This is a genomic window from Streptomyces sp. NBC_00376 (assembly GCF_036077095.1).
Taxonomy (GTDB): domain Bacteria; phylum Actinomycetota; class Actinomycetes; order Streptomycetales; family Streptomycetaceae; genus Streptomyces.
The window spans coordinates 4,877,151-4,889,690 of sequence record NZ_CP107960.1 but is presented as its reverse complement, the minus strand read 5'-3'; the positions used below and the strand labels follow the sequence as shown (position 1 = coordinate 4,889,690).

Sequence of the window (12,540 nt, the reverse complement as noted above, 5' to 3'; positions counted from 1 at the left end):
GCCCGTGCGGGTTCAGGACTCCGTCAGATAGCGCTGGAGCGTCGGGGCGACCATCGCGATGATCTCCTCGGGGTCCGCCGAAGCCAGCGGTTCCGCCCGGATCACATAGCGGAGCATCACGATCCCGAGCATCTGCGAGGCCGCCAGCTCCGCGCGGAACGTGGCGTCCGGTACGTCCAGTGCCTCCGCGATCCGTTCCAGGAGCCGGCGCAGCACGAAGCCCCGCAGGACCTTCGCGGCCGCCTCGTGGGTGAGGGCGGATCGCATGACGGCCAGCAGCGGGGCCCTGGACGCCGGGTTCTCCCACACGGCGATGAAGTAGCGGGCCAGCCGCTCCCCCAGCCCGTCCGTGCCGTCGCCGAGGACGGCCGGGATCACCAGGGCCGGCTCGAAGGACAGCTCGATGGCGGCCGCGAAGACCTCTTCCTTCGTACCGAAGTAGTGGTGGACCAGGGCGGAGTCGACGCCCGCCGCCTTGGCGATGCCCCGGACCGACGTCTTGTCGTAGCCGCGCTCCGCGAATTCGTTGCGGGCCGCCTCCAGGATGCGGGTGCGCGCGTCGGGGCCGGTGGTCTCGGCGGTACGGGAGGGGCGGCCGCGGCGCTTGGGGGGTGTGGGGCCGGTGGAGCCAGCGGGGCCGTCGCCTGTCATGGGCGCGGTGCCCGGGTCGGGGACGACGCCAGGTGGAGCCGGGTGAAGGCCAGCGCCTCCGCCAGATCGGCCTCGCGTTCGGCGGTGGACATGGCACGGCGGGTGTTGACCTCGATGACGACATGACCGTCGAAGCCGGTGCGGGCCAGGTGCTCCAGGAGTTCGGCACAGGGCTGGTCGCCGCGGCCGGGCACCAGGTGCTCGTCCTTGTTGGAGCCCTTGCCGTCGGCGAGGTGGATGTGGGCGAGCCGGTCGCCCATCCGGTCGACCATCGCCATGCCGTCCGTGCGGGCCGTCGCGGTGTGCGAGAGGTCCACGGTGAAGTGGCGGTAGTCGTCGTTGGTGACGTCCCAGTCGGGGGCGTACGCGAGCATCTCGCGGTCCCGGTACCGCCAGGGGTACATGTTCTCCACGGCGAACCGCACATCGGTCTCGTCCGCCATGCGCCAGATCCCGGTGACGAAGTCACGCGCGTAATTGCGCTGCCAACGGAACGGCGGATGGACGACCACGGTCGTCGCCCCGAGCTTCTCCGCCGCGGCGCGGGCCCGCTGGAGCTTCACCCACGGATCGGTGGACCAGACGCGCTGGGTGATCAGCAGACAGGGCGCGTGGACGGCGAGGATCGGCACCTGATGGTAGTCGGAGAGCCGCCGCAGGGCCTCGATGTCCTGGCTGACGGGGTCGGTCCACACCATGACCTCGACACCGTCGTAACCGAGGCGCGCGGCGATCTCGAAGGCCGTCGCCGTCGACTCCGGGTAGACGGAAGCCGTCGACAGGGCGACCTTCGCATCCGGGATGCGCACCACTGGTTCTGCCACTGGGACAGCGTACGGGCAGTGGTACGCCCCGCCGAGAGGTCCCGGCGGAAAGTGAGCAGTGCCATGGCGGGTTTCCGGCCGCCCGGCGACGCCCGGCCCGGCGCGCTCAGCCGCCCAGCGCGTCCGGCTCCTCCGTCGGCAGGTGGTCCAGGCGGCGCAGGATGACGCCCTCGCGCAGCGCCCAGGGGCAGATCTCCAGCTCCTCGACCCCGAACAGGTCCATGGCGCCCTCCGCGACCAGCGCCCCGGCGAGCAGCTGCGCGGCCCGGCCCTCGGAGACGCCGGGCAGGCCGCCGCGCTGCTCGGCCGTCATCGCCGCCAGCTTCGGCACCCACTCCTCCAGCGATTTACGGGTGAGGGCGCGCTGCACGTACAGGCCCTCGGTGGAGCGTGCGGCGCCGGCGATTCTGGCGAGCTGCTTGAAGGTCTTGGACGTGGCCACGACATGGTCCGGGCGGCCGAGGCGGGTGAACTCCCCGACGCTCCGGGCGATCCTGGCCCGGACATGGCGGCGCAGCGCCTTCACCTCCGCCGGGTCCGGGGGATCGCCCGGCAGCCACCCGGCGGTGAGCCGTCCGGCCCCGAGCGGCAGCGAGACCGCGGCGTCCGGCTCCTCGTCGATGCCGTACGCGATCTCAAGCGAGCCGCCCCCGATGTCCAGGACCAGCAGCCGCCCGGCCGACCAGCCGTACCAGCGGCGCGCGGCGAGGAAGGTGAGCCGGGCCTCCTCAGCGCCGCTGAGGACGGCGAGGTCGACGCCGGTCTCCTCGCGCACCCGGGCCAGCACCTGATCGGCGTTGCTCGCCTCCCGCACCGCGGACGTGGCGAACGGCAGGACGTCCTCGCACCCCTTGTCCTCGGCGGCCTGGAGCGCGTCGGAGACGGTCGCCACGAGCCGGTCCACACCTTCGGGGCCGATCGCCCCGTCCTCGTCGAGCAGTTCGGCCAGGCGCAGCTCCGCCTTGTGCGAGTGCGCGGGCAACGGGCGTGCGCCGGGGTGCGCGTCCACCACCAGCAGATGCACCGTGTTCGAACCCACGTCGAGGACTCCGAGTCTCATGGCAGGAACGCTACCGGGACGACAGACTTACTCTTGGCGCGTGCCAAAGACGAAAAAGGCGAAGCCGGGCAAAAACACGAAGAAGCAGAGAACCAAGCAGGAGGCGCAGCAACAGGAAGTGAACGGACCGGTCCGGTCCGAGGACGAGACGGGGATCGACTTCGCGCGTGCCTGGGTCGAGTTTCCGGACCCGGGGGACGACGAACAGATCTTCCGCTGCGACCTGACCTGGCTGACCTCCAGGTGGACGTGCATCTTCGGCAGCGGCTGCCAGGGCATCCAGGCGGGCCGCGCGGACGACGGGTGCTGCACGCTGGGCGCGCACTTCTCGGACGAGGACGACGAGAAGCGGGTGGCGGGCCACGTGGAGCGGCTGACCCCCGAGCTGTGGCAGTTCCACGACGTCGGTACGGAGACGGGCTGGGTCCAGCTCGACGACGACGGGGAACGCCAGACCCGGCGCTGGAAAGGTTCGTGCATCTTCCAGAACCGGCCCGGATTCGCGGCGGGTGCGGGCTGTGCCCTGCACATCCTGGCGCTGCGGGAGGGCAAGGAGCCCCTGGAGACCAAGCCGGACGTCTGCTGGCAGCTGCCCATCCGGCGCACTTACGACTGGATCGACCGGCCCGACGACACCCGGGTGCTCCAGGTGTCGATCGGCGAGTACGACCGCAGGGGCTGGGGTCCCGGCGGCCACGATCTGCACTGGTGGTGCACCTCGGCGACCTCGGCGCACGGGGCCGGGGAGCCGGTGTATGTCTCGTACCGGCCCGAGCTCACCGAGATGATGGGCGAGAAGGCGTACGAGCGGCTCGTCGAACTGTGCGAGGAGCGGCTGTCCGCGCTGCTGCCGATGGCACCGCACCCCGCGGATCCGGTCCCTCCGGCCGATCCGGCGTGACCGTCCGGGGGTGGGCCCCGGCCGGTCCGCCCCTCGGCCCGTCGGATCGGCCCGTCGGGTCGGCCTGCCCCTCAGCCCGTCGGGGTCGTGCTCGGTCCCGGCCCGTCGGTGGGCGTCGGGTCCGTGCCGGCCGTCGGGTCCGGTGACGGGTCGGTCGGGCCCGGGTCCGTCGGGGTGGGCGTGGGGTCGCTCGGGTCGGTCGACGGCTTGGGATCCGGCGAGGACGTGGGCGGAGCCGACGGTCCGGTGGTGGCGGGCGGATCGGCGGGGACCGGGCGTCCCGGGCCGCCGGGCGTGAGCGGCGGTACTCCGCGCCCCCGGATCACCACCACGGAGCCCGACGGGGCGAGGGCGATGCGCACGCTCCACGGGCCGGCCGGTTCCCGCCGGTGGTCCACCAGGACGTGGAGCGTGATGCTCTCGCCCGCGGCGAGGGTGCCCGAGTAGCGGCTCAGCCGCACCCAGGACGCGTCCGGGCGGGCCGACCAGGCGACCGGCGCGCCGCCCGACGCGGTCAGCCGGATCAGGGTGGTGCCGCCGGACGAGCGGGCCTCGACGGTGAGCCCGCCGGCGCCGTCCCGGCCCGGACCCGCGCTGATCACCTCCGCCGAGACGTCCGGGGCGCGGCCGTCGGCGAAGCGGGCACCGGGCTGGGGGCGGGCATTGCCCGCGTTCTCGTAGTGGCCGTCCGCGGTGCCGTCGAGCTCCGGCCGGGCATCGCTCTCGGTGGCGGTGACCGACGAGCCCTCGTGGCCCTCGCCGGTCTGCGGCGCGCCCCGGTAGGCGGTCCAGAGCGCGATCACGGGGGCGGCGACGACCGTCGCCACCACCGTCGTCGTCACGACCCTGGCCCGCAGCCGGTCGCGGCGCGCGGCGTGGTCCTTCGGGTCCATGGGGAAGCCCGTCCGGTCGAAGCGCGGGCCGTTGGAGCGGTTGCGCTGGGCGTGGACCATCGCGACGTACGCCGATGGCCGGGGCGCCTCGACGACCGGCAGCGCGGCGGCCGCGGTGACCGCGGCGCCGGGCCAGGGGCCCTTCGCGCCGGCCCGTTCGGCGGCCCTGCGGCAGCGGGGGCAGTCGTCGACGTGGCGGACGAGTTCGCGGCGCAGGGCGGCGGAGAGCAGGACGCGGTGTTCGCCGGTGAGCCGGGCGACGGTGGGGCAGTTGCCGGTCTCGACGACGGCGAGGGCGGCGCGGGTGCGCTCCACCTCGCAGGCGGCGGCGGCCAGCAGCTCGCGGGCGGTCGCCGGTTCGAGACCCAGGACGGAGGCGACGGCGCGTGGGGGGAGGTGGTGGCGCACCGCGAGTTCGAGCGCCTCGCGCTGCTCGGGGGTGGTGCCCGCGGCCTCGGGCCAGGCCAGCTGGGCGAGTTCGCGGCGGTGCGCCTCGGCGGCGGCCTCGGTCTCGGTCTCGGGGGTGCGGGCGGGGCCTGCGGGGGCGCCGCCCGGCGTGAACGCGGCGGTGGCCGGAGCCTTCGCGGCGACGGCCGGGGGCGGGCGGCGTCCGGCGCGCGCCCCCTGGGGCACCGATCCGCCCGACGGCTGCTTGCCCGGAGGGCCGCCGGCCCGCTTCGTCTCCTGCTTCGAGGAGAGCCTGCGCGGCTGATTCCCCGCCTTGTGGCCGTGCGCCTGGCGGCCCTGTTTCTGCTCGGCGAGCTTGCGCAGACACATCCATCTGGCCAGCGCGTACAGCCAGGATTTACGTTCCTCCCCGCCCGCCGGGCAGCGGCCGTCCTGCCGTTCCGCGATCGCGAGCACACCGCCGAGCGCCTCGGTGGCGGCGTCGTGGTCGCAGAGCACGGAGAGGCAGTAGGTGAACAGGCCGTCGAGATGCGGCTCGTACCGGGCGGGCGGGCGGCGCGGCGAAGGGTGCGCCGGGAGGCGGGGCGCACCGCGTCGCGCCCGGTGTGCGCCGGTGGTGTGCGTGGGGGGCTCCAGACCGCTGCTCGTCACCTTGCGACCGTAGGCAGCACAGCGCACACCTTTCGCTCCCCTTCAGCACTTTTAATCCTTACGGGTGAACGTATCCCTCAAAAGGGGACAGGAATTACCTATTTCGCCGGAAGTACCGCGGCATTCCGCCGGAGCCACCCCGCCCCGGGAGCGAGCGCGCGCCGGCCTCCGGACCGCGCCGGGCGGCATTGTCGTACCCCACCTATACGGTTGCGCCATGGCTGCCCGTACGAAAACCGCGAAGGACCGGCCGTCCTACCGCTGCTCCGAATGCGGCTGGACGACCGCCAAGTGGCTCGGCCGCTGCCCCGAATGCCAGGCGTGGGGGACGGTCGAGGAGTTCGGCGGCGCCCCCGCCGTGCGGACCACCGCGGCCGGCCGGGTCAGCACCGCCGCGCTCCCCATCGGCCAGGTCGACAGCCGGCAGGCCACCGCCCGGTCCACCGGCGTCGGCGAGCTGGACCGGGTGCTCGGCGGCGGTCTCGTGCCGGGCGCCGTGGTGCTCGTCGCGGGCGAGCCGGGCGTCGGGAAGTCGACGCTGCTGCTGGACGTCGCCGCCAAGGCGGCGAGCGACGAGCACCGCACGCTCTACGTCACCGCCGAGGAGTCCGCGAGCCAGGTGCGGCTGCGTGCCGACCGGATCCGGGCGATCAACGACCATCTGTACCTGGCCGCCGAGACCGACCTGTCCGCGGTCCTCGGCCATCTCGACGCCGTCAAGCCCTCGCTCCTCATCCTCGACTCCGTGCAGACCGTCGCCTCGCCGGAGATCGACGGGGCGCCGGGCGGCATGGCGCAGGTCCGGGAGGTCGCCGGGGCCCTCATCCGGGCCTCCAAGGAGCGCGGCATGTCGACGCTCCTGGTCGGCCATGTCACCAAGGAGGGGGCGATCGCGGGGCCCCGGCTGCTGGAGCACCTCGTCGACGTGGTGCTGTCCTTCGAGGGCGACCGCCACGCCCGCCTGCGGCTCGTACGGGGCGTCAAGAACAGGTACGGCGCGACCGACGAGGTGGGCTGCTTCGAGCTGCACGACGAGGGCATCACCGGCCTCGCCGACCCCTCCGGCCTGTTCCTCACCCGGCGCGACGAGCCCGTGCCCGGCACCTGTCTGACCGTCACCCTGGAGGGCAAGCGGCCGCTCGTCGCCGAAGTGCAGGCGCTGACGGTCGATTCCCAGATCCCTTCGCCCCGGCGCACCACCTCCGGCCTGGAGACGTCCCGGGTGTCGATGATGCTCGCGGTCCTGGAGCAGCGCGGCCGGATCAGCTCGCTGGGCAAGCGGGACATCTACAGCGCGACGGTCGGCGGTGTGAAGCTCTCCGAGCCCGCCGCGGACCTCGCGGTCGCGCTGGCGCTGGCCAGTGCCGCGAGCGACACCCCGCTGCCGAAGAACCTGGTGGCAATCGGCGAGGTGGGCCTCGCGGGCGAGGTCAGAAGGGTCACCGGGGTCCAGCGCAGGCTGGCCGAGGCGCACCGGCTGGGCTTCACGCACGCGCTGGTCCCGACCGACCCGGGCAAGGTCCCGGCCGGTATGAAGGTCACAGAAGTCGCCAACATGGGCGACGCGCTGAGAGTCCTCCCGCGCCGGTCTCGCGCACAGGCCCCCCAGGAGGAGAGCGCACGCCGGTAGACTTTGCCCTGGTCTCGCCCGTCCGTACGAACGGTACGAGGGACGTAAGGGCACCGCAAACCTGTGACCGGAGGAGTGCAGTGGCAGCCAACGACCGGGCAGCATCGCCCGGAAAGTCCGGCCAAGGCACCGGTAATGAGGCGCTCATGCGCGCCTCGCTGAGCGCCGTGGCGCCCGGAATGGCGCTGCGGGACGGACTGGAGCGCATCCTCCGCGGCAACACCGGCGGACTGATCGTGCTCGGCATGGACAAGACCGTCGAGTCGATGTGCACCGGCGGATTCGTGCTGGACGTGGAGTTCACCGCGACGCGCCTGCGCGAGCTGGCCAAGCTCGACGGCGCGCTGATCCTCGACAAGGACATGACCAAGATCCTGCGCGCCGGCGTGCAGCTGGTGCCGGACGCCTCCATCCCCACCGAGGAGACCGGCACCCGCCACCGCACGGCGGACCGGGTCTCCAAGCAGTGCAATTTCCCGGTCGTCTCGGTTTCGCAGTCGATGCGCCTGATCGCGCTCTACGTGGACGGGGAGCGCCGGGTCCTGGAGGAGTCCGCCGCGATCCTCTCCCGCGCCAATCAGGCCCTCGCCACCCTGGAGCGGTACAAGCTCCGGCTCGACGAGGTCGCGGGCACGCTCTCCGCGCTGGAGATCGAGGACCTGGTGACGGTCCGGGACGTGACGGCCGTCGCGCAGCGGCTGGAGATGGTCCGCCGGATCGCGACCGAGATCGCGGAGTACGTGGTCGAGCTCGGAACCGACGGCCGGCTCCTCTCGCTCCAGCTCGACGAGTTGATCGCGGGCGTCGAGCCGGAGCGCGAGCTGGTCGTGCGCGACTATGTGCCGGAGCCGACCGCGAAGCGGTCCCGCACGGTCGCCGAGGCGCTGACGGAGCTCGACGCGCTCTCCCACACCGAGCTGCTCGAACTCGCGGTCGTGGCGCGGGCCCTGGGCTACAGCGGCTCGCCCGAGACGCTGGATTCGGCGGTCTCGCCGCGCGGCTTCCGACTGCTGGCGAAGGTTCCCCGGCTGCCCGGGGCGATCATCGACCGGCTGGTGGAGCACTTCGGCGGTCTGCAGAAGCTGCTCGCCGCCAGCGTGGACGATCTCCAGACGGTGGACGGCGTCGGTGAGGCGCGGGCGCGCAGCGTGCGCGAGGGCCTGTCCCGGCTGGCCGAGTCGTCGATCCTCGAACGGTACGTGTAGAGCCGGTACGCGCAGACCCGGCACAGCGGCAGGCGCAGGACGATCGGGGCCCGGGAGACCGGGCCCCGCCGCGTTCTCCCGGTCGGTCTCAGTCCTTCGCGAGGACGAACGAGGCGCGCTGCACCGGCTCGCCCGGCGACTTCGCCTCGACCAGATACGTACCGGGCCCGGCCGCCCCCGCGGGCGGCGTGGCGCACTGCGGGGAGCTCTTCCTGCGGTCCCACTCCACGGTGTGGACGACGGTCTCGCCCGCCGGGACCTTCAGCAGCAGCACGGCCGCGTCGCGCGGGCAGTCCTTGGAGGACCACACCTGGCTGTCGTCGCCGCCCGCCTCGGTGATGGTGAGCACCGCACTCTTCGGCCCGAGGTCGGCCTTGCAGGTGGTGGCCGAGTTGTTCTTGACGACCAGTTTGAACTTCGGCTTCTCGCCGGGGCTGTAGCTGAGTTCGGTGCTCAGGCTCAACTGGAGTGCCGCGGGGGTGCAGTCGGGGAGCGAGGAGGAGGCCGGAACCCGCTGACCCGTCGTACCGCTGCCGCTCGCGCCACCGGTCCCGGCGCCCGAGCCGCCGCCCGCCTCCGTACCGGCGTCGCCCGAACCGCCGCCGGGGCCCGTGTCCGTACCGCCGTCGTCCGAGCCGGATCCGCCCGAGTCGTCCGACTCGTCACGCCCGCCGGGCTGTTGGCTGATGGCCGGGCCCGAGCCGTCGGGTCCCGGCGTGATCTCCTGCGCGGGGCCCGAACCGGCGGGCCGGGAGTCGTCCTTGGTCTTCTCGTCCCCGCCCGAGGTGACGACCCACACGATCAGCAGCGCGAGCAGCGCAACGAGCGTCGCCGCTACGGCCCTCCGTCGCCAGTAGATGGTGGAGGGAAGCGGACCGATCGGATTACGCAAAGATCCCACGGCGCAAACTGTACGAGAGATCGGCGCGGACTCCCGCCCCACCCGCCGCCCCGGTCCGCAAGTTTTACGGATCATCATCACGGGCGGCCCGTTCAGGCCCCGCAGCGCCGCCGAGTCGGCCGCCTAGTTGGCTGCCGGGGAACGCCCGGATGAACAGCCGGTTTCATTGACTACCCTCTGTCACATGGATAGTTCAGTCACCGCGCCGCTCTACCGGGACATCACCGACTTCGCACATGACATGCCGTCATGGGTGCAACATCTGGCCGAGATATGGACGGAGCTCGGGCTCCTGCTCTTCGGTGTCCTGTTCATCACCGGGTGGTGGCGTGCCCGGCGCCAGGACGACGGCGCCCTGGCACTGGCGGTGCTCGCGCCCGTCGCGACCGCCTTCGGCTATGTGGTCAGCGAGGTACTCAAGTCGGTGGTGGACGAGGAACGCCCGTGCAGGGCGGTCGCCGGCGCGGCGGCCTCGCTGGTGAGCTGCCCGCCGCCGGGCGACTGGTCCTTCCCCAGCAACCACTCCGCGATCGCCGGCGCGGCGGCGATCGCCCTGGCGATCGCCCGCCCCCGGCTGGCCTGGCTCACCGTGCCGATGGCCCTGCTGATGGCCTTCTCCCGGGTCTTCGTCGGCGTGCACTACCCGCATGACGTGGCGGTCGGGCTGCTGCTGGGCGCCGCCGTCTCTGCCCTGGTGGTCGCCGTGCTGCGCCGCCCGGTGCGGTCGCTCGCCGGGACGGTACGGAGCAGCGGGGCGCCGGTGGCGGCCTGGGCCTCGGGGCCCGGCGCGGTGCCGACCGGCCGCTCCCGGCACCGGGCCAAGCGGCACTGACAGCCCCGGAGGGGCCCGGCCGGGCCCCCTTGGGCCGGTTGCCGGACCCCCGGCGCGCGGACGGGTGGCATTATCACCCCAAGGGCCCTCACGAGGCGCGACACCACCGTGCGCTGAACCGTCGTCCGCCCTTCCGTGCCAGGATCGACGGTGCGATGACTGCCATGACTGCGACACAGACGCCCCCCGCCTCCCTCCACTCTCCCGTCATCGGGTGGTTCGACCAGCACGCCCGCGATCTGCCCTGGCGCCGCCCCGAAGCGGGCGCCTGGGGTGTGATGGTGAGCGAGTTCATGCTGCAGCAGACCCCCGTGAGCCGGGTCCTCCCGGTCTACGAGCAGTGGCTGGCCCGCTGGCCCCGCCCCGCCGACCTGGCCGCCGAACCGCCCGGCGAGGCGGTCCGCGCCTGGGGCCGGCTCGGCTACCCCCGTCGGGCGCTCCGCCTGCACGGCGCCGCGCAGGCCATAACGGAACGGCACGGCGGCGACGTACCGAGCGAGCACGGTCAGCTGCTCGCCCTGCCCGGCATCGGCGAGTACACCGCGGCGGCCGTGGCCTCGTTCGCGTACGGGCAGCGTCACGCCGTGCTCGACACCAACGTCCGCCGCGTGTTCGCCCGCGCCGCGACCGGGATCCAGTACCCGCCGAACGCGACCACCGCCGCCGAGCGCAAGCTCGCCCGCGCGCTCCTGCCCGACGAGGACGAGCGGGCGGCCCGCTGGGCCGCCGCGACGATGGAGCTCGGCGCCCTCGTCTGCACCGCCAAGAACGAGGACTGCAACCGGTGCCCGATCTCCGGGCAGTGTGCCTGGCTGCTGGCCGGGAAGCCCGCCCACCAGGGGCCCCCGCGCCGCGGCCAGACCTATGCCGGCACCGACCGGCAGGTACGCGGACGGCTGCTCGCCGTGTTGCGCGACGCCATGACACCGGTGCCGCAGTCTGCGCTGGACGCGGTGTGGGACGAGCCGGTGCAGCGCGCCCGCGCACTGGACGGCCTGGTCGCCGACGGCCTGGTCGAACCGCTTGCCGGCGGGCAGTACCGGCTGCCGCTGAGCTGAGTTCCGTACCCGCCCCGCTCCCCCGCTGTTACACAACCGATGGACAGCCGTGCGTCCGCGTATGGCTGCTCCGCACAACCCCGTGACAACCGCTCCGTAGCGTCTTCTCCGTCAGCCCGACCGAACGATGGCTGGCGGCGGTTCTACGGGGATCCACGGGGACGGAGGCGGTTGGAATGGCGCACGGCGAGGTGCTCGAATTCGAGGACTACGTACGCACTCGGCACGACGCGCTGCTGCGCAGCGCGCGACGGCTGGTACCCGACCCTGTGGACGCGCAGGACCTGCTCCAGACCGCCCTGGCCCGTACGTACGGCCGCTGGGACGGCATCGCCGACAAGTCGCTGGCCGACGCCTATCTGCGCCGCGTCATGATCAACACCCGTACCGAGTGGTGGCGGGCGCGCAAGCTGGACGAGGTCCCCACCGAGCAGCTGCCCGACGCGAGCGTCGAGGACGGCACCGAGCAGCGCGCCGACCGCGCCCTGCTGATGGACGTGCTGGGTGTGCTGGCTCCGAAGCAGCGCAGCGTCGTCGTGCTGCGACACTGGGAGCAGATGAGTACGGAGGAGACGGCCGCCGCGCTCGGCATGTCGGCCGGTACGGTGAAGAGCACGCTGCACCGTGCGCTGGCACGGCTGCGCCAGGAGCTGGAGAGCCGCGAGGCGGCGGGCCGGGAGACCGTGCTCGCCGAGCAGCGGCGCCCGGCGGCCGACCGTGCTCCGGCACCTGTGCGGACGCGGGCGGGCAGGCATATGGACGAACGGGGGCGGGAGCGTTGCGCGGCCTGACAGCCAGCGGCGACGGCGACGACCGTGACGGTGGAAGAGACGACGGTGGCCGCGAGGCCACCGTCCGGCGTGGCCGGATCCTGACCGGCTGGGCGGCGAGCGCCACGACCCTGGTCGGCCTCGCCGCCCTCGGGCTGTTCACCGTCAGCTGCTCGACCGGCGGTACCGGCACCCGGGACGAGGGACCGGCCGGCACCCAGCCCGTCGCCCAGGCCACGCCCAGCGCCGAGCCGTCCTCCTCCGCGAGGCCCGCCGCGCGGATCGACCCCGTGTCGCTGCTCAAGCACGACCCCAGGGTCAGCGAGCGGGTCAGGACGGACCTGAAGCCCTGCACCGGCTCCGAGTACCCGGTGGACACCTCGTACGGCACCATGACCGGCGGCCCGGCCGCCGATGTCGTGGTGAACGTGATGACCTGCGCCGATTCGGTGGGCGTCGGCACCTATGTGTACCGCCGTCAGGGCAACGGCTCGTACGAGAACGTGTTCGCCATCGAGCAGCCCGCCGTCTACGGCACGATCGACCGCGGGGACCTGGTGGTGACGACCCAGGTGTACGAGAAGAAGGACTCGGTCGCGTACCCCTCCGGCGAGGAAGTGATCACCTACCGCTGGGCGGGCAACCGGTTCAGCGAGCACGACCGGGTGCACAACGACTTCAACCGAGCCGTCGGCAGCGGCGGGGCGGTCCTTCCGGCTCCGGACGCCGAGCCGCCGGGGAACTGAGAGCATTCCG

The 12,540-nt window shown here is 73.1% G+C and carries 12 protein-coding genes; 7 read left to right on the top strand and 5 right to left on the bottom strand.

Annotated elements, in window-relative coordinates:
• Positions 1 to 12 precede the first annotated feature (12 nt).
• The 3 genes from OG842_RS22120 to OG842_RS22110 all read right to left on the bottom strand — a co-directional run bounded on the left by OG842_RS22120 (position 13) and on the right by OG842_RS22110 (position 2,535).
• Positions 13 to 651 carry a TetR/AcrR family transcriptional regulator gene (locus tag OG842_RS22120; protein WP_266731947.1) on the bottom strand — a complete coding sequence of 213 codons (639 nt, stop codon included), beginning with the start codon at positions 649 to 651 and terminating at the stop codon, positions 13 to 15.
• Positions 648 to 1,475, bottom strand: coding sequence for a sugar phosphate isomerase/epimerase family protein (locus tag OG842_RS22115; protein WP_266731945.1), 828 nt, complete (start codon positions 1,473 to 1,475; stop codon positions 648 to 650). Before OG842_RS22115 ends, OG842_RS22120 begins: the two co-directional genes overlap by 4 nt.
• 106 nt (positions 1,476 to 1,581) lie before the next feature.
• Positions 1,582 to 2,535: a Ppx/GppA phosphatase family protein gene (locus OG842_RS22110; RefSeq protein ID WP_266731943.1), complete on the bottom strand. Its 954-nt coding sequence runs from the start codon at positions 2,533 to 2,535 to the stop codon at positions 1,582 to 1,584.
• 40 nt (positions 2,536 to 2,575) lie between these two features.
• Between OG842_RS22110 and OG842_RS22105 the strand changes: the two genes are divergently transcribed.
• Positions 2,576 to 3,436, top strand: coding sequence for a hypothetical protein (locus OG842_RS22105; protein ID WP_266731942.1), 861 nt, complete (start codon positions 2,576 to 2,578; stop codon positions 3,434 to 3,436).
• 71 nt (positions 3,437 to 3,507) lie between these two features.
• Here the strand turns inward: OG842_RS22105 and OG842_RS22100 are convergent, their stop codons facing one another.
• Positions 3,508 to 5,388, bottom strand: a complete 1,881-nt coding sequence (locus OG842_RS22100) for a BACON domain-containing protein (RefSeq protein WP_266731940.1) — start codon at positions 5,386 to 5,388, stop codon at positions 3,508 to 3,510.
• 217 nt (positions 5,389 to 5,605) lie between these two features.
• Between OG842_RS22100 and radA the strand changes: the two genes are divergently transcribed.
• Positions 5,606 to 7,018, top strand: coding sequence for a DNA repair protein RadA (gene radA, locus OG842_RS22095; RefSeq protein WP_266731938.1), 1,413 nt, complete (start codon positions 5,606 to 5,608; stop codon positions 7,016 to 7,018).
• An 80-nt stretch (positions 7,019 to 7,098) separates the two neighbouring features.
• Positions 7,099 to 8,223 carry a DNA integrity scanning diadenylate cyclase DisA gene (gene disA, locus OG842_RS22090; RefSeq protein WP_266731937.1) on the top strand — a complete coding sequence of 375 codons (1,125 nt, stop codon included), beginning with the start codon at positions 7,099 to 7,101 and terminating at the stop codon, positions 8,221 to 8,223.
• A gap of 88 nt (positions 8,224 to 8,311) precedes the next feature.
• Here the strand turns inward: disA and OG842_RS22085 are convergent, their stop codons facing one another.
• Entirely contained in the window at positions 8,312 to 9,124 is an 813-nt protein-coding gene (locus OG842_RS22085) for a hypothetical protein (protein WP_266731935.1), read from the bottom strand.
• A 184-nt stretch (positions 9,125 to 9,308) separates the two neighbouring features.
• Between OG842_RS22085 and OG842_RS22080 the strand changes: the two genes are divergently transcribed.
• From OG842_RS22080 to OG842_RS22065, 4 genes are all read left to right on the top strand, one after another.
• Positions 9,309 to 9,956, top strand: coding sequence for a phosphatase PAP2 family protein (locus tag OG842_RS22080; protein ID WP_328512445.1), 648 nt, complete (start codon positions 9,309 to 9,311; stop codon positions 9,954 to 9,956).
• 155 nt (positions 9,957 to 10,111) lie between these two features.
• Positions 10,112 to 11,014: an A/G-specific adenine glycosylase gene (locus OG842_RS22075; protein ID WP_266731933.1), complete on the top strand. Its 903-nt coding sequence runs from the start codon at positions 10,112 to 10,114 to the stop codon at positions 11,012 to 11,014.
• 176 nt (positions 11,015 to 11,190) lie between these two features.
• Positions 11,191 to 11,805 (top strand): SigE family RNA polymerase sigma factor, encoded by a 615-nt coding sequence (locus OG842_RS22070; protein ID WP_266731931.1) that lies wholly within the window; start codon positions 11,191 to 11,193, stop codon positions 11,803 to 11,805.
• A complete protein-coding gene (locus OG842_RS22065) occupies positions 11,793 to 12,530 on the top strand; it encodes a hypothetical protein (protein WP_401875024.1) in 738 nt (245 codons plus the stop codon). The genes OG842_RS22070 and OG842_RS22065 overlap by 13 nt, the downstream gene beginning before the upstream one ends.
• The last annotated feature ends 10 nt before the right edge of the window (positions 12,531 to 12,540 follow it).